Origin of the sequence: Pseudomonas sp. NPDC087804 (genome assembly GCF_044742965.1) — a bacterium.
Lineage (GTDB): Bacteria > Pseudomonadota > Gammaproteobacteria > Pseudomonadales > Pseudomonadaceae > Aquipseudomonas > Aquipseudomonas rustica.
The window spans coordinates 1-19,527 of record NZ_JBIUVN010000003.1 but is presented as its reverse complement, the minus strand read 5'-3'; the positions used below and the strand labels follow the sequence as shown (position 1 = coordinate 19,527).

Sequence of the window (19,527 nt, the reverse complement as noted above, 5' to 3'; positions counted from 1 at the left end):
CGCGGTATAACGCACGCCCCACGCCTGATTCTTTTGGCGTGGGGCGTTTTTTTGTGGCCGGGTTTTGCAGGTGGCAATTAGTCCTTGAGTGTTCGTGGTACGAATGGTTTTTTAGAAAGCGCCAGCAGGGAATGCGGGTTAAGGCCGATCGATATTTTCGAGACGGATGGCTTTGTAATCTATACCACTGGGTGGTATGTTTTTTGGGAAGGGATACCGATGTCATTCAGGCTGTTCAAAACCAAAGGTTTTGCGATACGAGCCGGCAAGGCATGGATCAGCGACGAGGAGCTTCGGGAGGCGTTTTGCCAGATGCTTGCAGGTCAGGCTGATGATCTAGGTGGTGGCGTCTGGAGGAAGCGTTTGGACGCTAATCGTCATCGCTCGATTGTTTTGGCGAAGGGAGGGCGCTATTGGATCTATCAAGTGCTGTTCGCCAAGAAGGATCAGAGCAACATCAGTTCCACTGAACTGAAAAATTTACGAACGTTAGCCAAAGCGTACGCGCAACTGACCGATGAGCAGATTCGGGATTTGTTGGCGATTAAGGAGTTTGTGGAGATATTTCATGAGTAAGAAATTCAAAAGTGAAGTTTTTGAATCGATACACGAGTCAGCCAGTGCTCTTCTGGCTGTCGGAGCAATCAGCAAGGCAACCATGCGGGAGTTTGATGAGTCTTGCCTGGCAACGGTGCCAGAAGCGATCCCAGCCGATCAGATCAAGGCGCTACGCGAGCGCAATAATGTCAGCCAGCCGGTATTCGCACGGTATTTGAATACCAGTGCATCGACGATTAAACAGTGGGAATCGGGAGACAAACACCCAAGTGGGATGGCCCTCAAGCTGCTGAGTATCGTGCAGAAGCATGGGCTGAAAATTCTGGCTTAAGGCGGTGGGCAGCTATTGCACTGAACCCTGACGAACGGCGCGGGTCGATTAGCTTGTATGGCTCAGGTGAGCCAACCCCCATTCAGGAGCTGCCCCATGGATTTTATTCGGATCATCATCGCTATTTTGTTGCCGCCACTGGGTGTGTTTCTGCAGGTCGGGTTTGGCGGGGCGTTCTGGTTGAATATTCTGCTGACGTTGTGCGGGTATATTCCGGGGATCGTGCATGCGGTGTATATCATCGCCAAGCGCTGAGTCAGATGCATGCCCTGTAGGAGCTGCGGCACGCTGCGATCTTTTGATTTTGATTTGAGGATCAGGATCAAAAGATCGCAGCGTGCCGCAGCTCCTACAGGGAAGGTTTCAGTCTGTTAAGCCCATCACCCGTCGATAGAACTTCCACTCCTGCTCCAGCGCATGCGCCTGATTGGTGGCGCGGCGGAAGCCGTGGCGTTCGTCGGGGTAGTAATGGGCTTCGACCGGGATTCCGTTCTGCTCCAGTGCCGTGACCATGTCGCGGGTTTGCTGCGGGACAACCACCGCGTCCAGTTCACCCTGAAAGAAAATCACCGGCACGCGGATGGTGTTTGCGTGCAACAACGGTGTACGGGCGGCGTAGCGTTCGGCGTCTTTTTCGGGATCGCCAATGAGCCAGTCCAGATAATCGCCTTCGAACTTATGCGTCGCCCGAGCCAACGCCACCGGGTCGCTGACCCCGTAGAGGCTGGTGCCAGCGCGGAACACCTGCTTAAACGCCAGCGCACACAACGTGGTGTAACCGCCCGCGCTGCCGCCACGAATGAATGCCCGTTCGCCGTCGATCAAGCCTTGGTCGGCAAGATACGCGACGACCGCGCAAGCATCCTCGACATCCACCTCACCCCAGCTCAGATGCAACGCCTGACGATATTCCCGGCCATAACCGCTGCTGCCGCGATAGTTGAGATCGGCGACGGCGAAGCCGCGTTGCGTCCAGTATTGGATGCGCGGGTCGAGCATCGGATAGCAGGCCGATGTCGGGCCGCCGTGGATGAACACCACCAGCGGTGGTTTCGTCTCACCGCTCATGGCTGGATAAAAGAACCCGTGCGCCTCACCCATTCCACTCGGATAACGCAACGTTTGCGGACGGCTGATGCGTTCGGCAGGCAAAGGCGCGACGCCACCGGCCAGCACTTGCACTTCACGCGTTGCACGATCAATGGTGATGACCGCCGAAGGACTGATCGGCGAGGCGGCGATGCAGTAAATAAACTGCGCGTCCAAAGCCAGATGACGGAAGCGGCTGTAGTCGCCGGTGTAATCTTCATCGCCCAAAGTCAGGCGACCAAAACCACCTTCACTCCAACTGGCTAAAACCGAATCTTCCACAGGCAACCAGGTGCAGCCGCCCAACTGCCACGGCGCCGGAGCATGATCGGCCGGCGCGGCAGGCAGTGGCGCCAAACCGTCAGAAGTCTCAGCCCAAGGCTGCCAGAATCCACCGCGATCGGTCAGGCAATACAGCCGACCTTCAGCATCAAATCGTGGCTGTTGAATGGACTCTTCAACCTCATCGCCAGCAACGCAGCGCGGCGAACCAAAGCCGCCGTCAGCCAAGCGTTCAGCCACCATCAACCGCGTCGACGTCCACGGCTGATGCGGCCGGCTCCATTCAATCCACGCCAAGCGCCGGCCATTCGGGCTAAGGGTCGGTGCCGCATAGAAATCCGCGCCCTCAACCAACAAATGCCGCACCCCGTCGGCGAGATCAATCGCCACCAGCCGATGCTGATTTTGCTGTTCTTCAACCGCCAGCACTTGGCCGAACGCAAAATGCAGGTCGCCATAACGGCACTCGCCCGACGTCAGCGCCTCAGGCGCTCCATCCAGCGTCTGCCGATACAACTGCTGATCCGCCTCAGCGACGAAAACCACCCCATCCGGCGTCAGACAAAACGCACCACCGCCATATTCGTACACCCGACTGCGCACACTGAAACCATCCGGCGTCAGACGTTTCGCCACACCATCGCGCCAATGCCAGATCCGGCACGCGGCATCTTCGGGGCGATATTCATTCCAGAACAGCCCATTGGCACCGAGCTGCAACTCGGCGAAGTCCATGCCGGCAGCGACGGCTTGCGAAGCGCTGAAAGGCTCAGCCCTTGGCGATGAGGCGTGAGTTTCGTTCATTGCGGAAGGCCAGTTGTTCGATGGTTTGGGTGGCGGTCTCGGCTTCTTCGCGGGCCTTGAGGATCACGCCGTGATGTTCGGATTTGCTGCACACAGGGTCAGCGTTGCTCGCATCACCGGTGAGCATGAATGCCTGGCAGCGGCAGCCGCCGAAGTCTTTTTCTTTCTCGTCGCAGGAGCGGCACGGCTCGGGCATCCAGTCGTAACCGCGAAAGCGGTTGAAGCCGAACGAGTCGTACCAGATGTGCTGCATGCTGTGATCGCGCACATTGGGAAATTGCACCGGCAGCTGCCGGGCGCCATGGCAGGGCAGGGCGGTGCCGTCCGGCGTGACCGTCAGAAAGATACTGCCCCAACCGTTCATGCAGGCTTTCGGGCGTTCTTCGTAGTAATCCGGGGTGACGAAAATCAGCTTGCACGGATGCCTTTCGGCTTCCAGCTTCGCGCGGTATTCATTGGTGATGCGTTCGGCGCGCACCAGTTGTTCTTTGGTCGGCAACAGACCGACACGATTGAGCTGCGCCCAACCATAGAACTGGCAGGTGGCGAGCTCGACGAAGTCGGCTTCAAGCGCAATGCACAGCTCAATGATGCGGTCGATCTTGTCGATATTGTGCCGATGGGTGACGAAATTCAGCACCATCGGATAGCCGTGGGCTTTCACCGCGCGGGCCATTTCCAGCTTCTGCGCGAAGGCTTTTTTCGAGCCGGCGAGCAGGTTGTTCACTTGCTCGTCGCTGGCCTGGAAACTGATCTGGATGTGATCGAGGCCGGCCTTCTTGAAGTCGCTGATTTTCTGCTCGGTGAGGCCGATGCCGGAGGTGATCAGGTTGGTGTAGAAACCCAATTGCCGCGCTTCATGAATCAGCTCGGCGAGATCCTGGCGCACCAGCGGCTCGCCACCGGAAAATCCCAGTTGCGCCGCGCCCATCTCCCGCGCCTCGCGGAAGACCTTGATCCATTGTTCTGTGGTCAGCTCTTTGCCCTGCTCGGCGAAATCCAGCGGATTGGAGCAGTACGGGCATTGCAGCGGGCAGCGGTAGGTCAGCTCGGCGAGCAGCCACAGCGGCAGGCCGATATCAGGCTTGGGCGGCAGATCAGGCAAGTTCGATCCAGTGCTGAGCACGGGCAACCTCCATGAATTGCTCGATGTCATCACCGAGCTCGGGCACGCCGGGGAACTGCTCATCGAGTTTGGCAATGATCGCCGCGACATCGCGCTCGCCGTCAATCAAACCACCAATCAGCGCAGCCGTTTCGTTGAGCTTGATCATGCCTTCCGGATACAGCAGCACATGGCCTTTTTGCGCCGGTTCGTACTGGAAGCGGTAGCCGGGACGCCAGCTCGGTACTTTGCTGCGGTCGAAACTCATAAGGTGATTCCTTTATGCCAGACGCGTTGTTCGGTGACGCTGTGATACGGCGGGCGGTTCAGTTCGTAGGCCATGCTCATGGCATCGAGCATGCTCCAAAGAATGTCCAGTTTGAACTGGAGAATTTCCAGCATGCGCTCCTGGCCTTCGCGCGTCTTGTAGTGCTCGAGCGTGATCGCCAGACCATGCTCGACATCACGCCGGGCCTGACCGAGGCGGGTGCGGAAGTATTCGTAACCGGCCGGGTCGATCCACGGGTAATGCTGCGGCCAGCTGTCGAGGCGCGACTGGTGGATCTGCGGCGCGAACAGTTCAGTCAGCGAGCTGCTGGCGGCTTCTTGCCAACTGGCGCGGCGGGCAAAGTTGACGTAGGCGTCGACGGCGAAACGCACGCCGGGCAATACCAATTCCTGGGAGCGCAGTTGATCCGGGTCGAGACCGACCGCTTGACCGAGGCGCAGCCAGGCTTCGATGCCGCCGTCTTCACCGGGGGCACCGTCGTGATCGAGCAGACGTTGAATCCATTCGCGGCGGATTTCCCGGTCGGGGCAATTGGCGAGGATCGCCGCGTCTTTCAGGGGGATGTTCACCTGATAGTAGAAGCGGTTGGCGACCCAGCCCTGAATCTGCTCGCGGGTGGCGCGGCCTTCATACATCGCCACGTGATACGGGTGGTAGATGTGGTAGTAGGCGCCTTTGGCGCGCAGGGCCGCTTCGAATTCGGTGGGGGACAGCGGGGTGTCAGTCATTGCGGTTCTCCGGGGAACAACCGTTGGAATCCTGGGTGTTTGTTCGGACGCCTTCGCGAGCAAGCTCGCTCCCACAGGTTTTGTGTACGCCACAGATCCAGTGTGGGAGCGAGCTTGCTCGCGAAGAGGCCGGTCGCTACAACACAATACTCATGCCATCGAACGCCACTTCAACATTACGCCGAGCCAGTTCAGCACGCTCCGGCGAATCTTCGTCGAGAATCGGGTTGGTGTTGTTGATGTGGATAAGTACTTTGCGCTGCTCCGGCAACTGCTCCAGCACTTCGAGCATGCCGCCAGGCCCGTTCTGCGCCAGATGCCCCATCTCACGACCGGTACGCGTGCCGACGCCACGGCGCTGCATTTCATCGTCATCCCACATCGTGCCGTCGACCAACAGGCAATCGCTGCTCGCCATGATTTCCAGCAGCGGCGCATCGACCTTGCCCAGACCCGGCGCGTAGAACAATTTACCGCCAGTCTTCAGGTCTTCGACGATCAAGCCAATGTTGTCGCCCGGGTGCGGATCGAAACGGTGCGGCGAATACGGTGGCGCGGCGCTGCGCAATGGCAGCGGGGTGAAACGCAGGTTCGGGCATGCGGCCACGGTAAAGCTCTGGTCGAGTTCGATGCGGTTCCAGTCCAGCCCGCCGTTCCAATGGGTGAGCATCTTGAACAGCGGGAAACCGGTGCTGAGGTCTTCGTGAACCATGTCCGTGCACCAGACCTGATGCGGGCAGCCTTCGCGCAGGCTGAGCAGACCGGTGGTGTGGTCGATCTGGCTGTCCATCAGGATGATCGCGCTGATGCCGGTGTCGCGCAGCGCACGGCCCGGTTGCATCGGGGCGAAGCTTTGCAGCTGCGCGCGGATGTCTGGCGAGGCGTTGCACAGCACCCAGTTCACGCCGTCATCGGAAATCGCGATGGACGATTGGGTGCGGGCCTTGGCATTCAGGCTGCCGTCGCGAAAACCTGCGCAGTTGACGCAGTTGCAGTTCCACTGCGGAAAACCGCCGCCAGCGGCCGAACCCAGAATCTGGACGAACATGAACACTCCATCATTTCAACGCGGAAAATAAAACGCCCCGGCGAGCCGAGGCGTTGCACTGCAGTTCTATGTAAGCAGAACTCAGCGGCTGGCGAAGTACATGGTGACTTCGAAGCCGATACGCAGGTCGGTGTAAGCAGGTTTTGTCCAGGACATAGGGTGTCTCCTCGGGTTGGGTGGGATAGCGCTGTCCATAGGTATAGTCCACGGCAGCGCAAAGATGTTCCAAATAGTTAGGCTGCTATGTTACTCAAAATTTCCGGGTAAATGCCCGTGAATCTTTGAGAAAGCTCCTTGCAGCCTCGGTAATGATCAATTTGCTGCTTGCCATGGCGCGCCGGGCGCGGAATCGGTGGCGAGACAGCGGTAGCCGCCCTCGGCGTTGATTAAATGCTGTGCAGCCGTGAGCAAAGTCTGGCGATCGAGTTGGCCGATGGCAGCGCTCAGTTGCTCGAGATAATCCGACGAGTGGCCAGCGAGTTTCGCCTGCCACAGCAATTCGGCGGCGTCCTTGCCGGACAGGTTGGCGTCGTTGAATTGATCACTGAGGTTTTGCCGGTGCTGGCTGAGACTGGCGTCATCGTGGGATTCGATCAACGCAGGAAGGCCTTCGCTGAATGCTTGAACGTGGCCAAGTATTTCCAGCGCTGAGGCGGTGGGCGATTGCACGCCGAATACGATTGCGGTCTGGCCGTGTATCTGGCGCAAGGCGCTGAATACCGCGTAACCCAGTTTTAACTCAACGCGCAGGCGCTGGTAGAACGGGGTCTGGACAATCAGCGCGAGCAGTCGCCATGCCGCTTCGTCAGTAATGCTGCGACTGGCAGTCGGGCAGCACAACAGCACGGCGTGTTCGCTGGATGCGCTGTCGATCTGGCGCCATAACCGTCGGCTGTCGAGCGCTGACGGAGCAGGCAATTGGTTGTCCGGCGTACCGGGAATGCGGCTCAGAGCGAGGCCCATGGCTGATTGGGTTTGCTGATTGAGGCCCAAGGCGAGGCCGTCCCACCGAGAAGTTGTCCACAGGTGTTTCACTTCGTCGGCTGTCGGCACAGGCTCCAGACAAAACTCCGATAAAGCATTTATCAGTTGGCGGATGGGCATCAACGGCGTTTCTGGCGCACTGCGCGGGGAATTGGCATCAACCTCTGTCAGAGATTTCAGCGCGTGCTCGAGGACATTGGGCATCGGCTCCTGCAATCCGGTGAGCTTCAGCAGCCATTGATTGCCAGTGGCGCTGAAAGTCAGCTCGACGCCGGCCTCGCGCGCGTCCTGCTGAGTTTGCTGAAGACTGCGCTGCAAGCGCGAATGCAGATCAGCGCTGGCGGCGGCCTCAACCTGCCAGCGCAGATAAATCGCGCCCTCATCATTGTTGTCCGGCAACGCTTGGCTGAATTGCATCGGCGAACGCTCACGACGACCGCGCGAGCGATCCTGAGCAAACGTGCGCAAACCACGGTGGGCGCTGGTCTGGCCGCGAATCAGCCCGGCATTGGCCAACGGTTCATTGGCGCGCAGGAAAGGATTGGCTGCGGGCAGATGCCAATGACCGCTGAAGTTATCCACAGTGCCGATTTCGCCGAGGATCTGTGTGAGGGCTTCAACGCCTTTATCGGACAGGCCGATTTCCAATTGTTCACTGTCGAGCCGCGCCCGTTGCAGCGCGCCGCTGACTTGCTGCTGACGTTCAAGCAGGGCCGCATATTCTTTGCGCAGTGCCGACCAATCCTGCTGAGCGAAGAAACTCAGCCAATCGAGTACTTGTTCGCGAATGGCGTTTAACGATTCCGCTCGAGCGGTGAATTCCAGATGCAGCAACGCTTGCCCGTTGAAGTGATAAACCGGCGTGGCTTTCAAGCCATCAGCCAGTTTTTGCTCCTGCAAATGCGCGAGCAGCCCGCCGGGTTTGGCGCTGTTCAGCCAATGGCAGAGAAACACCAAAGCCTCGACGGATGACTCAGGCAAGGCATCAAACGCAAACAGCAAATTGCCGCGTCGCTCACTGACCTGTTGATAACTTTTTACCGCCAGCGGCACGGTTGCCGCCTGCGTAACGTTATCCCCAGCCGGTAAGGCTTGTGAAAACTGCTCAGCCAGCGCTTTCAATTCTTCGAGACTCTGCGGCCCAACCAGACTCAAGGTCATCTGCCCAGTCTGATAAAACTGCTGATGGAAATCTTTGAGCGCTTGTTGAAACGCAGCCTGCTCAACTTGCAGGCTGTCGCGATTCCCCGCATGAAACCCGCGCAATGGATGTTCAGCCGGTAACCCTTCAAACAAGGAAAACTGCTGCTGCGCTGCAGGATCCTGCGACCAAGCGACAAATTCCGCCTGCAACACTTCCCGTTCCCGCAACTGATCGTCCAGATTCATACACGGTTTGGCGAGCATGTCTGACAGACGCTCCAGCCCTGCGCCGAACGAGCGCGTCGGCAACTCAAAGAAAAAGTCAGTGGTGCGTTCGCGCGTGCTGGCATTGACCTGGCCACCGTGACCTTGCACGTAGGCCATCAGCCCTTCGCCCGTAGGAAAACGCTCGGTGCCGAGAAACAGCAAATGCTCGAGAAAATGCGCCAACCCCGGCCACTCCAGCGGCACGTCATGGCTACCGGCAGCCACGCGCAGTGCAGCGGCGCTGCGCTTCAGGCCGGGCACATGACGCAGGGTCAAGCGCAAGCCGTTGGCCAGGGTTTCAGTGTGGGGGCGGGGGTGAGTCGGCGCAGGCATGGGCACTTCCAGAACAGTGAAGTGCCAATGCTAGCGGATTAGCGCCGGTTGAGCGCGCCGTAAAGCTCGGGGCGGCGGTCGCTGAGGTAGCGATTGGCGGCGCGGGAGTCGAGCATCAACTGCCGATCGAGTTCGCCGATGATCAGCGCTTCGTCGAGTCCGGCTTGGGCGATGCGGCTGCCATCCGGTGCAGCGAGGCTGCTTTGCCCGCAATAGTGGATCTCGCCTTCGCTGCCGCAATAGTTGGCGTAGGCCACGTAGCACTGGTTTTCGAAGGCGCGCGAACGCACGGTGACATCCGCGACGAAATCGAACGGAATCATGTTCGCCGTCGGCACCAGAATCAGCTCGGCGCCGGCGAGTGCCAGGCGGCGGGTGTTCTCCGGAAACTCGAGGTCGTAGCAGATGAGGAAACCGAGCTTCCAGCCGTTCAGTTCGACGATGGGGAAATCATCATCGCCTGGGCTGAACATCGAGCGATCCAGATCGCCGAACAGATGCGTTTTGCGGTAATTGCACAAGCGTTCGCCGTGTGAATCGATCAACTGCACGGCGTTGTAAATCTGCCCGTCGGCGGTGCGTTCCGGATAGCCATAAACAATCGCCAGACCTGCAGCCTTGGCGATCCGGCCGATCTGCTGCGCCCATTCACCGTTGTAGACCTCGGCCAAGGTACTCACCGCTTCGGCGCCAATGTTGTAGCCGGTCATGAACATCTCCGGCAGCACCAGCAGGTCGGCGCCCTTGGCCTCCATCGCCACTTGATGCAGGCGGTGCAGGTTGGCGGCGGGCTCCAGTGGCAGCGGTGGACATTGGTAAAGGGCTACACGCATCAGGGATTCCTCTTACTCGGGCAGGGCGATAGGGCCGATGTCTTTGAACACATCACCGGGGCCCGGGTTCGCTTTATGTGTCGACCCGCCAAAATGTTTCATGATCCCCCACACCGCGTTGAGCGAGGTCTGCACCGCGCCTTCGACCCAGGCCGGCGTCCAGGAAACGTCGTCGCCGGCAATGAAAATTCCGCGTTGCTCGGCCGGCATCTCGTCCTGCATGAAGTGCGCGTACATGCGCTGGTTATAGCGATAGTGGCCGGGCAGCGCGCCTTTGAACGCGCCGAGGAAGTACGGGTCGGCTTCCCACGACACGGTGATCGGATCACCAATGATCCGCGCGGCGATGTCGACTTTTGGGTAGATCTTTTTCAACGCGTTCAACGCCAGCTCAACGCGTTTTTCCACCGGGTGCGGGAGCATCTTCAGCGCGTCGCTCATCCACGAATACGACAGGCAGATCACGCCCGGTTTGTCGTCTCCGTTGTCGAACAGATAAGTGCCACGGGTCAGGCGATCGGTGAGGGTCATGCTCATCAAGTCGCGGCCGGTTTCCGGATCCTTGTCCTTCCAGAATGGCCGGTCGACCATCACAAAAGTCTTCGACGACTGCATGTAGCGGGTGCGGTCGAGGGCCATCCACATCTTTTGCGAGAACAGGGTTTCGTCGCATTCGATCTGCGTGGTCAGCAGCCAGCTCTGGCAGGTGGTCAGCACGGCGGCGTATTCGCGGGTGTCGCCATTGTTATCGGTGACCGCGAAACGGCCATCCGGCGCATGAGCGATTTTCTTCACGCCGGAACGCGGCGCGCCACGGTGCAGGGATTTCAGGCTGGTGCCTTCAGGCCAATGCACGCAGCGCTCCGGCACATGACGCCAGATGCCTTGCGGCACTTGCTCGACGCCGCCGACCACCAGGTGTTGGTGATCGTCGCAATTGGTCATCACCACGCGGAAGATTTCCAGCATCGAATTCGGGAAGTCCGAGTCCCAGCCGCCGGTACCGAAACCAACCTGACCGAACACTTCGCGGTGATGGAACGACAGTTTGGCGAAGGCTTCCGAGGTGGCGACGAAGTCATAGAACGTGCGGTCGTCCCACAGCGGCACCAAGGTATTCCACAGCTCTTTCAGGCGCGGCACATCGCGGTCGCGGATGGCTTGCTGGATATCGGCGAACTGCGAGCCGGCCTCCAGCGCATCCGCCCAGGCGTCAGCCACTTCCTGAAACAGTGCAGGAAGATCCGCCAGTTTCTGTGCGTAATGGGTTTTGCCTTCGAGATCGATCACGGTGCTGCCGGAGGCAGGCGTCAACGGGTTCGGGAAAGGTTTGGTTTCGAGGCCGAGCTTGTCGACGTAGTGATAGAACGCGGTGGACGACACCGGAAAACGCATGCCCCCGAGTTCAGCGACGATGCCGTCAGTGCCGTTGAAGGCTTGCGAGCGTAAACGACCGCCCAGCTTCGACGCTTCGTAAACCACAGGCTTCAGGCCGAGTTTCATCAACTCGTAAGCCGCCACCAGACCAGCGATGCCCGCGCCGACAATCGCCACTTCTGCGCCGTGATTGTGCTCGGGAATAGTGCCGAGACCGGCCGGGTGTTCGATCCAGTCGTCAAACGCGAACGGGAAGTCCGGGCCGAAAATGGTGACTGGTTTCTTACCGTCTGCAGGATGGCGATTGTTCTTGTTCATGGCTGACCTTGCTGGCGACCCGACGCGGGATGCGCGTCTGAGTATAGGAAAAGATGCCAGCCATTCTAGGGAGCGTGGAACACGTTAATAAGACGCAAAGTGTCGTCGTTTTGCCAATAACCTGATCAATCTGACGATAATCCGCTACACACTGTCCCTTGTAGGAGCAAGGCTTGCCCGCGAATAGATCCTATCCATCAACCGAAAAATCATGATCAACACTCAGACCGGCTGCCCCCGATCAACCTTGCTACTCAAAATAATCGAAGTCGTCGTCTTCTCCACCCCGTCCACCCCGCCAATCTGATCCAGCAACTGATCGAGCTGCTCCGGCGAATCGCTGCGCAACCACGCCACATAATCAAACTCGCCACTCACTGCACACAGCTGCTGCACCTGCGCCATCGCACTCAACCGGCGCACCACCTCTTTGCCGGAACGCGGTTGCACCTTGATCCCGACGTAAGCCTGCAAGCCGCCATCGACCACCCGCTGACCGAGACGCACGCCGTAACCGGTGATCACTTTGGCCTTTTCCAGCCGCGCCAGTCGCGAAGTCACGGTGGTGCGCGCAATGCCCAACTGCCGGGCAAGCATGGCAACGCTTTCGCGGGCGTTGATTTGCAGGGCGGCGATTAGCTGACGATCGATTTCATCGAGCGCGGGTGGGCGGGTGTCGGGCAAGGGGGCGGTTCCATGGTGTGGGGGGCGGTGAGTTGCGCATGGTACATGCTCAATCAGATTGGGCACACGGGCAACACTAGCGCCGGCACTGGTTTTGGCGGTTGCCCTGGTGTGGTTCAAGCGCTATCATCGGCGCGTCAGCACAGACCGGAACTTTGCAAGCAAAGGGTGTTGATTTCGGTGGCGCAAGCTACACCTAGCCAGTGAGCGGGATAAGCGGGAAACCGTGAAAGGAAAGGCCGATATTGAGATTTACAGAAAGCCCCGATGCGCGAGCATCGGGGCTTTTTGCTTTCTCTCAAACGGATTTCCCCGCATTACGCATTTCCAGTATGTAGCGGACGTTATGTGGTTTTCCTTTCGGCAACTTCGCTCGTCCCCATTCAGCGACCTCGTAGGCGGAAATGACTCGAAGCTTGAGTAGGTTCGTTGTGTTCTGCGGTTTGCTGATCGAAAAAAAGACCGCGTAGTCATGTAAATCAAGGCAGTAATAGCGCTGACTGTTTTCTACGTAGAAAGGCACGGCGAGGCCTTTGAAAAAACGCTTGTGAAGGTAATCCGCGATCTGGCTGCTGCAATGGTGACGATCTGCACAGAAATATCGGGTTTCTCCTCTGTGTCGGAGGGGTTGACCATGACCTTTGTCGTCAGTGAAACAATGGAATCCAAACTCGAATTTGACGCTTAGCTGCTGCTCAGCCACTTCATAGCTCAGTTCGAAAGGCTGTAAATGCGCCATGCAGTATTTGCGTCCGCCAACTATCAGATCTTTCCATTCCATGGTGATTGTCGCCGGACGCACGCAGAGGGAGAAACGTTGATGCACTCCCGATTGAAATTTGAACGCCCCGAAAATTGGAGTCGCATGGACGGCTGCGCAGGCGTTTAACCGTGCCCGTAGTTTCTATCCACAGAAGGCTGATGACTTAGAACCTTCACCACATCATCAATCACCGCTTTACTCATTGCAGCCAAGTAATGCGCAGCCCAGGCATGGCGATCGGTAGCTTTGTCGTAAGCGGCTTCTTCAGCAAAGGTTTTGACCAGAAAGAGAAGATCGGAGGCTTGTGTCAGAGCATCGCCGATTGGTACGTCGGCGCTGACATGGAAGAGGGGTTGGTTGGCGCAGTAGATGAAAGGGGTGAGGCCGATGGTTTTTAAACCTGAGGTCGAGTCTGTTTCAGTCATGGTGAGGCTCCTAATTTTCAAGGGACACCACACTCGTTTCCATGCGAATGGGTGACAGCTGTGCGCAGGTTGGAAACCGGAAAATTAGGAAACCGGCACGTCCGAAGACGTCCCGCGCACAGCCGTCATAACTTTTGATCGCAGCTCTGAATCTTTGCGGTCATGAGGCCGAGCACTGTTGTCATTAATTTAACCGGGTTTCCAAGCCCGACCGCTGATAAGCAGCGACGTCTCGAGAGTATCCCGTCAAACCAACCCCCAACAGGCGCAACACCGCTCAAAACCACAGCTTCGGAACTTGCCTACAGCCTTCGGGGAAGTCTTCCGAACATTGCGCTCGCCAATACTGCCCCCCAACCACTCGCCCAAGAAAAAGCCGCGCATTTAGCGCGGCTTTCAATTTGGTGGGCCCACACGGACTTGAACCGTGGACCAAAGGATTATGAGTCCTCTGCTCTAACCAACTGAGCTATAGGCCCTCAGTAGGCCGCGGATTATAGCGACGGTTTCTCGGCTGTGCTATCCGAAAAATCCGATACGGTCACACGCAGAAACGTTGCGGCGAATTCTTCCGGCGGCAGCGGCAGGCTGACGATGTAGCCCTGGATCTGTTCGCAGCCCTCGGCGGCGAGGAATTGTTGCTGCGCCTGGGTTTCCACGCCCTCGGCGATGACGGTGAATTGCATGCTGCGGCCCAGTGCGATGATGGCGCGCACAATCGCCGCATCGTGGGGGTCGTCGGGCAGTCCGCGGACGAAGGACTGGTCGATTTTGAGGATGTCCAGTGGCAGGCGTTTGAGGTAGCTGAGCGAGGAATATCCGGTGCCGAAGTCGTCGATCGCCAGTTGCACGCCGAGGTGTTTGAGTTGGTGCAGCACGGCCAGCGCCTCTTCGGCCTGACTCATGATGAAATTCTCGGTAATTTCCAGTTGCAGTAAATCCGGCATCAGGCCGTTTTCGTTGAGCAGTTGCTCGATGCGCCCGAGCAGGTTCGGCTGGCGCAGTTGCGCGCCGGCAAGGTTCACCGACAACGGGCCGAGGCTGTCGTAGACCTGATTCCACTCGAACATCTGCCGGCACGCGGTCTCCAGCACCCAGTCGCCGATCTGCAGAATCATGCCGTTCTCTTCGGCCAACGGAATGAAGTGCTCCGGCGGCACATCGCCAAAGGTCGGGTGGCGCCAGCGAATCAACGCTTCGGCACCGACCAGCCGATGGTCGTCGAGGCTGATTTTCGGCTGGTAGTAGAGGTGCAATTCATTGCGCTCGATGGCCCGGCGCAGTTCGTGTTCCAGCGCGATACGCTCGCTGGCCTGCGCGGTGAGGTCGCGGGTGTAGCTTTCGACGCGGTTGCGGCCCTTGGCTTTGGAGCGGTACATCGCCGCGTCGGCGTTTTTTACCAGCGTGGCGACGTCGCAGCCGTCGCGCGGATAGAGGCTGGTGCCGATGCTGGCGCTGATGAAGAACTCATGTTCGCCAGCCTGAAACGGCGCACCGAAACAGTTGAGCAGTTTGGTGGCGATGTTGTCGGCGTCGCTGGCCTGCTGCAGGCCGGGCAGCAGGATGATGAATTCATCACCGCCCAACCGCGCCACGGTGTCGATGTCGCGCAGTTGCTCTTTGAGGCGCACGGCGATGCCCTTGAGCAGCAGGTCGCCGACCGGGTGGCCGAGGCTGTCGTTGATGTGTTTGAAACGATCAAGATCGAGGAACAGCACGGCGCCCTGACCACCGTTTTCCTGTTGTGTGGTCAGCGCCGAGAGCAGGCGACTTTCGAACAGCGTGCGGTTTGGCAGGCCGGTGAGCGGGTCGTGGTGCGCCTGATAATCGAGCTTCGCCTGCGCGTGTTTAAGGCTGGAGATGTCGGCAAACACAGCGACAAAGTGCGTGATGAATTTGTCGCGGTTGCGCACGGCGCTGATGGTCAGCCAGCTCGGGTACAGCTCGCCGTTTTTACGCCGGTTGGAGATCTCGCCTTGCCAATGACCTTCGTCGGTCAACTGGTGCCACATCGCTGCGTAAAACGCGCTGTCGTGCAGGCCGGAGGCGAGCAGGCGCGGGGTGTGGCCGAGGGCTTCGCTTTCGCTGTAACCGGTGATTTCCGTGAAGGCGCGGTTGACTGCGCTGATGTGCTGCTGGGTATCGGTGATCAACACGCCTTCGGCGGTGCTCTCGAACACGGTCGCAGCCTGTTGCAGTTTTTCCTGCATCAGATGACGTTCAGTAATGTCGCGGGCGATGGTCAGCATGCAATCTTCGTCACCGATCGGCAGTGGTCGGCTGGACACTTCGCACAGACGAATCTGCCCATCGCTACGGCGGATATGGCAGGTGAAATCACGCACGAAGCCGTCGCGGTGCAGCAGGTCGAGCATCTGTTTGCGCTCGTTGAGGTTGACCCAGATTCCCAGATCCAACGCCGAACGATCCACCGACATCGCGCTGTTGAATCCGGTGATGCGGCTGAACCCTTCGTTGACCTCCAGCAGCAGGCCATCGCTCTGCCGCGACAGCAGCAAACCGTCCGGCGAGGCGTGGAAAGCCTTGGCGAATTTCTCTTCGGAGGTTTGCAATTGCTGCTGGGTTTCTTTGAGCTGGGTAATGTCGCGCACCACGACCACCAGCGCCGGCGTGGTGTCGAGGTCGAACGGCTCGGCGGAAATCAGGCCGGTGAACACTTGGCCGTTATTGCGCCGAAAGGGCATTTCCAGATTGCGGATGCTGCCGGCCTGCAAGCGCTGGAGCAAACCGGGGCCGACGCCGGGAATGCCCCAGATATTCAGATCCGTGGCGGTGTGGCCGATGACTTCTTCGGCCTTGAGTCCAATCTGTTCCTCGAAGGCTTCATTGACCTCCAGCAAACAGCCGTCGGACAGCCGCGCAATCACCAGAATGTCCGGGCATTGCTGGAAGACTGAGGCGAATCTTTGCTCCGACAAACGCAGCGCTTCTTCAGTGCGCTTGGTTTCGCTGATGTCGATCATCAAACCGCGCATCACCGGCTCATGGCCGTGTTCGATGAGGCTGACGATGTCGCGCACCCACAGGCAGCGGCCATCGGCGGTAATCACTCGGTAATCGAGGCTGTGATCGCGACCGGCCAGCACCTCGTGATCACAAAAACTCTGGGCGCGAGTGAGGTCGGCCGGATGAATGATGTTGCGCCAGAACCCCGGAATCAGCCAATGCGACAGTGGATAACCGAGCAAGTCTTCGGCGTGCGGTGACACATAGCTGTAGGTGAAGTCGCTCATGCGCGCTTCCCAAGCAATCGCCGACAAACTTTCGACCAGCCCACGGTAGTGATATTCGCTGCTGCGCAGTTCCTGTTCGAGGTCGATGCGCCGGGCGATTTCCGAGCTGAGGCGGCGGTTGATGCGGATCACCACGGCCAGCACGATCATCAGCAATAACAGGCCGGGCAAGCCGTAAACCAGCAGGTCTGACCAGAATGTCCGGTGATCGAGGACGTTACCGACCCAGTGTTCCTGAATGGCGCTGATTTCGGCGGGGCTCATGTCGGCGAGAACTTTGTCGAGAATCCCCACCAGCACTTTGTTTTCGCGCGGCACGCCCATCGCCAGTTGATAGCGATACGGGGTTTCGCCGCTGACGTAGAGGCCGTCGAGTTTGAGCTGACGCAGGCTCCAGACGCTGGAGGCGAGATCCCCCACCACGGCGTCAACTTCGTCGGTCGCCAGCGCCTGCAACGCCGAACTGACGTTGGGCATGGCCACCAGATTCAGATCCGGGTGGTGGGTGCGCAGAAGTTCGTGCGGCGCATAGTTTTCCACCACGGCGATTTTTAATCCGTACAGATCATCGAGTTTGCGCGGTTGCGCGCCGCCGACGTGGGCGAGGATGACAATCGGGAAGTCGAGGTAGGGCCGGGTGAATGACAGATAGTTCTGCCGTTCCGGAGTGGACATGATCCCCGGCAGCAGATCGATCTTGCCGGTTTTGACCTGCTCCAGCACCTCTGTCCAGCTGATGGGCTCAATCGGCGTGAGTTTGATCGCCAGACGTTGGCGAATCACGTCGATGTAGTCAGCCGCCAGGCCCTGATAACGGCTCTGGTCGTCACGAAACTCAAACGGTGGCCACGATGCATCGACACCCAGGCGCAAGTCCGGGTGAGCCGCCAGCCAGCTACGTTCTTCATCGGTCAGAGTCAGCGCGTTAGCCGTTGCGGTCCAAATCATCAGTGACAGCAAGAAAAGCACGGGCGCCAGTCTGGGCATAACGCTCTCGTTATGGCTCGGGGGTGATTGTTTCGAGTGTAGACGCGGACTGCAGCGGGGAGGGTGGTGCGAGGAATTTAATCTGCCTAAAAACAAAACCCCCGGCCTGGGCCGGGGGTTCTGGTATCACTCGTCGAGGAAGGAGCGCAGATGCTCGCTTCGCGTCGGGTGGCGCAGCTTGCGCAGCGCCTTGGCTTCGATCTGACGGATCCGCTCACGCGTTACGTCAAACTGTTTGCCCACTTCTTCGAGTGTGTGGTCGGTGTTCATGTCGATACCGAAACGCATGCGCAGTACTTTGGCTTCACGGGCAGTGAGGCCGGACAGCACTTCGCGAGTCGCTTCTTTCAGGCTCTCAACAGTGGCGACATCGATTGGCGACTGCATGGTCGAGTCTTCGATGAAGTCACCCAGATGGGAGTCTTCGTCATCACCGATCGGCGTTTCCATGGAAATCGGCTCTTTAGCGATCTTCAATACCTTGCGGATCTTGTCCTCAGGCATTTCCATGCGTTCGCCCAGCTCTTCCGGGGTCGGTTCGCGACCCATTTCCTGCAACATCTGCCGGGAAATACGGTTGAGCTTGTTGATCGTCTCGATCATGTGCACCGGAATACGGATGGTGCGGGCCTGGTCGGCGATCGAGCGAGTGATCGCCTGACGGATCCACCAGGTGGCATAAGTCGAGAACTTGTAACCACGACGGTATTCGAACTTGTCTACCGCTTTCATCAAGCCGATGTTGCCTTCCTGGATCAGATCGAGGAATTGCAGGCCACGGTTGGTGTACTTCTTGGCGATCGAGATCACCAGACGCAAGTTGGCTTCAACCATCTCTTTCTTCGCGCGGCGGGCCTTGGCCTCACCGATCGACATGCGACGGTTGATGTCCTTGATTTCAGCGATGGTCAGACCGGTTTCGGTTTCCAGCGCGATCAGTTTCTGCTGGCAACGAATGATGTCCGGCTGTACGCGACCAATGGCTTCAGCGTACTTGCTCTTGCCTTTAGCCAGGGCGTCGGACCAGCTTTCGTCGACTTCGTTACCCGGGAACTGACGCAGGAAATCAGCGCGTGGCATACGTGCATCACGTACACACAGTTGCATGATCGCGCGCTCTTGCTGACGCAGACGATCAAGGGCACCGCGAACACGTTCAACCAAACCTTCGAATTGCTTCGGTACCAGTTTGATCGGCATGAACAGCTCGGCCAGCGCCAGCAATTCGGCAATCGTTGCCTTGTTGCTGCGACCGTGCTTTTTCAGGGCCTTGCGGGTGATTTCCATCTGGTCGGCGACCGCGCCAAAACGCTGGGCGGCGATAACCGGATCCGGACCGCTTTCGGCTTCTTCTTCGTCATCGGAAGATTCGGCTTCTTCGTCGTCGGTTTCGTCGTCGGCTTTCGCGACTTTCGCTTCGACAGGCGGCGGTACCTCGGCAGGCGGCGCAATGCCGTCGTCCGGGTCGATATAACCGCTCAGGACGTCGGACAGGCGGCCACCTTCGGTGGTCACACGAGTGTACTCGGAGAGAATATGGTCAACCGTGCCAGGGAAGTGCGCGATTGCGCTCATCACTTCACGGATGCCTTCTTCGATTCGTTTGGCGATTTCAATTTCGCCTTCACGAGTCAGAAGCTCGACCGTACCCATTTCACGCATGTACATGCGCACCGGGTCAGTGGTGCGACCGATATCGGTCTCCACCGCTGCCAACGCGGCGGCTGCTTCTTCCGCAGCGGCCTCGTCGGTATCGGCGTCGGCCAACATAAGGGCGTCCGCATCCGGAGCACTCTCGTGTACGGGGATCCCCATGTCGTTAATCATGCGGATGATGTCTTCCACCTGCTCTGGATCTGAAATATCCTCGGGCTGGTGGTCGTTGACCGCGGCGGATGTCAGATGCTTCTGCTCACGACGCAGTG

General features: G+C 58.7%; 17 protein-coding genes and 1 tRNA gene. 3 read left to right on the top strand and 15 right to left on the bottom strand.

Features of this window, described 5'->3' with window-relative positions; all coding sequences use genetic code 11:
* Positions 1-219: 219 nt before the first annotated feature.
* The 3 genes from ACIOMO_RS08800 (at position 220) to ACIOMO_RS08790 (ending at position 1,144) form a co-directional block, all read left to right on the top strand.
* Positions 220-576, top strand: coding sequence for a type II toxin-antitoxin system RelE/ParE family toxin (locus ACIOMO_RS08800; RefSeq protein WP_401240288.1), 357 nt, complete (start codon positions 220-222; stop codon positions 574-576).
* The gene (locus ACIOMO_RS08795; protein ID WP_053124440.1) at positions 569-889 is read left to right on the top strand and encodes a DNA-binding transcriptional regulator; all 321 of its coding nucleotides are present in this window, start codon (positions 569-571) and stop codon (positions 887-889) included. The genes ACIOMO_RS08800 and ACIOMO_RS08795 overlap by 8 nt, the downstream gene beginning before the upstream one ends.
* Before the next feature lie 96 nt (positions 890-985).
* Positions 986-1,144: a YqaE/Pmp3 family membrane protein gene (locus tag ACIOMO_RS08790; RefSeq protein ID WP_003228885.1), complete on the top strand. Its 159-nt coding sequence runs from the start codon at positions 986-988 to the stop codon at positions 1,142-1,144.
* Between the two features lie 108 nt (positions 1,145-1,252).
* Here ACIOMO_RS08790 and ACIOMO_RS08785 read toward each other — a convergent pair whose 3' ends face one another.
* The 15 genes from ACIOMO_RS08785 to rpoD all read right to left on the bottom strand — a co-directional run bounded on the left by ACIOMO_RS08785 (position 1,253) and on the right by rpoD (position 19,525).
* Entirely contained in the window at positions 1,253-3,064 is a 1,812-nt protein-coding gene (locus ACIOMO_RS08785; RefSeq protein WP_401240005.1) for a S9 family peptidase, read from the bottom strand.
* Positions 3,030-4,190, bottom strand: coding sequence for a pyrroloquinoline quinone biosynthesis protein PqqE (pqqE, locus tag ACIOMO_RS08780; RefSeq protein ID WP_401240003.1), 1,161 nt, complete (start codon positions 4,188-4,190; stop codon positions 3,030-3,032). The genes ACIOMO_RS08785 and pqqE overlap by 35 nt, the downstream gene beginning before the upstream one ends.
* Entirely contained in the window at positions 4,162-4,437 is a 276-nt protein-coding gene (gene pqqD / locus ACIOMO_RS08775; RefSeq protein WP_008085169.1) for a pyrroloquinoline quinone biosynthesis peptide chaperone PqqD, read from the bottom strand. The genes pqqE and pqqD overlap by 29 nt, the downstream gene beginning before the upstream one ends.
* On the bottom strand, positions 4,434-5,186 hold the full coding sequence (gene pqqC, locus ACIOMO_RS08770) for a pyrroloquinoline-quinone synthase PqqC (RefSeq protein WP_003228879.1): 753 nt from the start codon (positions 5,184-5,186) through the stop codon (positions 4,434-4,436). Before pqqC ends, pqqD begins: the two co-directional genes overlap by 4 nt.
* A 136-nt stretch (positions 5,187-5,322) precedes the next feature.
* Complete coding sequence (gene pqqB / locus ACIOMO_RS08765) at positions 5,323-6,234, bottom strand: pyrroloquinoline quinone biosynthesis protein PqqB (RefSeq protein ID WP_053124431.1); 912 nt, start codon at positions 6,232-6,234, stop codon at positions 5,323-5,325.
* An 81-nt stretch (positions 6,235-6,315) separates the two neighbouring features.
* Entirely contained in the window at positions 6,316-6,390 is a 75-nt protein-coding gene (pqqA, locus tag ACIOMO_RS08760) for a pyrroloquinoline quinone precursor peptide PqqA (protein ID WP_003422658.1), read from the bottom strand.
* A 156-nt stretch (positions 6,391-6,546) separates the two neighbouring features.
* Positions 6,547-8,961 carry a pyrroloquinoline quinone biosynthesis protein PqqF gene (pqqF, locus tag ACIOMO_RS08755; RefSeq protein WP_401239998.1) on the bottom strand — a complete coding sequence of 805 codons (2,415 nt, stop codon included), beginning with the start codon at positions 8,959-8,961 and terminating at the stop codon, positions 6,547-6,549.
* A gap of 38 nt (positions 8,962-8,999) precedes the next feature.
* Positions 9,000-9,794: a carbon-nitrogen hydrolase family protein gene (locus tag ACIOMO_RS08750; protein ID WP_400754992.1), complete on the bottom strand. Its 795-nt coding sequence runs from the start codon at positions 9,792-9,794 to the stop codon at positions 9,000-9,002.
* 12 nt (positions 9,795-9,806) lie between these two features.
* Positions 9,807-11,489, bottom strand: a complete 1,683-nt coding sequence (locus ACIOMO_RS08745) for an NAD(P)/FAD-dependent oxidoreductase (RefSeq protein ID WP_008085177.1) — start codon at positions 11,487-11,489, stop codon at positions 9,807-9,809.
* 222 nt (positions 11,490-11,711) lie between these two features.
* Positions 11,712-12,173 (bottom strand): Lrp/AsnC family transcriptional regulator, encoded by a 462-nt coding sequence (locus tag ACIOMO_RS08740; protein WP_008085178.1) that lies wholly within the window; start codon positions 12,171-12,173, stop codon positions 11,712-11,714.
* 298 nt (positions 12,174-12,471) lie between these two features.
* Entirely contained in the window at positions 12,472-12,912 is a 441-nt protein-coding gene (locus tag ACIOMO_RS08735) for a hypothetical protein (RefSeq protein ID WP_212545141.1), read from the bottom strand.
* 146 nt (positions 12,913-13,058) lie between these two features.
* Positions 13,059-13,361, bottom strand: a complete 303-nt coding sequence (locus tag ACIOMO_RS08730; protein WP_401239995.1) for a DUF3077 domain-containing protein — start codon at positions 13,359-13,361, stop codon at positions 13,059-13,061.
* Between the two features lie 402 nt (positions 13,362-13,763).
* Positions 13,764-13,840: transfer RNA gene (locus ACIOMO_RS08725), tRNA-Ile, on the bottom strand.
* Positions 13,841-13,855: 15 nt separating this feature from the next.
* The gene (locus ACIOMO_RS08720; RefSeq protein ID WP_401239992.1) at positions 13,856-17,602 is read right to left on the bottom strand and encodes a bifunctional diguanylate cyclase/phosphodiesterase; all 3,747 of its coding nucleotides are present in this window, start codon (positions 17,600-17,602) and stop codon (positions 13,856-13,858) included.
* 126 nt (positions 17,603-17,728) lie between these two features.
* A complete protein-coding gene (rpoD, locus tag ACIOMO_RS08715; RefSeq protein ID WP_401239990.1) occupies positions 17,729-19,525 on the bottom strand; it encodes an RNA polymerase sigma factor RpoD in 1,797 nt (598 codons plus the stop codon).
* Positions 19,526-19,527 lie beyond the last annotated feature (2 nt).

Coding starts and splice junctions, on each gene's coding strand:
- ACIOMO_RS08745 (WP_008085177.1), bottom strand. CDS start 11,489: ATGAACAAGAACAATCGCCATCCTGCAGACGGTAAGAAACCAGTCACC.
- ACIOMO_RS08750 (WP_400754992.1), bottom strand. CDS start 9,794: ATGCGTGTAGCCCTTTACCAATGTCCACCGCTGCCACTGGAGCCCGCC.
- pqqF (WP_401239998.1), bottom strand. CDS start 8,961: ATGCCTGCGCCGACTCACCCCCGCCCCCACACTGAAACCCTGGCCAAC.
- pqqB (WP_053124431.1), bottom strand. CDS start 6,234: ATGTTCGTCCAGATTCTGGGTTCGGCCGCTGGCGGCGGTTTTCCGCAG.
- ACIOMO_RS08735 (WP_212545141.1), bottom strand. CDS start 12,912: ATGGCGCATTTACAGCCTTTCGAACTGAGCTATGAAGTGGCTGAGCAG.
- ACIOMO_RS08720 (WP_401239992.1), bottom strand. CDS start 17,602: ATGCCCAGACTGGCGCCCGTGCTTTTCTTGCTGTCACTGATGATTTGG.
- ACIOMO_RS08795 (WP_053124440.1), top strand. CDS start 569: ATGAGTAAGAAATTCAAAAGTGAAGTTTTTGAATCGATACACGAGTCA.
- ACIOMO_RS08785 (WP_401240005.1), bottom strand. CDS start 3,064: ATGAACGAAACTCACGCCTCATCGCCAAGGGCTGAGCCTTTCAGCGCT.
- ACIOMO_RS08730 (WP_401239995.1), bottom strand. CDS start 13,361: ATGACTGAAACAGACTCGACCTCAGGTTTAAAAACCATCGGCCTCACC.
- ACIOMO_RS08800 (WP_401240288.1), top strand. CDS start 220: ATGTCATTCAGGCTGTTCAAAACCAAAGGTTTTGCGATACGAGCCGGC.
- pqqD (WP_008085169.1), bottom strand. CDS start 4,437: ATGAGTTTCGACCGCAGCAAAGTACCGAGCTGGCGTCCCGGCTACCGC.
- ACIOMO_RS08790 (WP_003228885.1), top strand. CDS start 986: ATGGATTTTATTCGGATCATCATCGCTATTTTGTTGCCGCCACTGGGT.
- pqqC (WP_003228879.1), bottom strand. CDS start 5,186: ATGACTGACACCCCGCTGTCCCCCACCGAATTCGAAGCGGCCCTGCGC.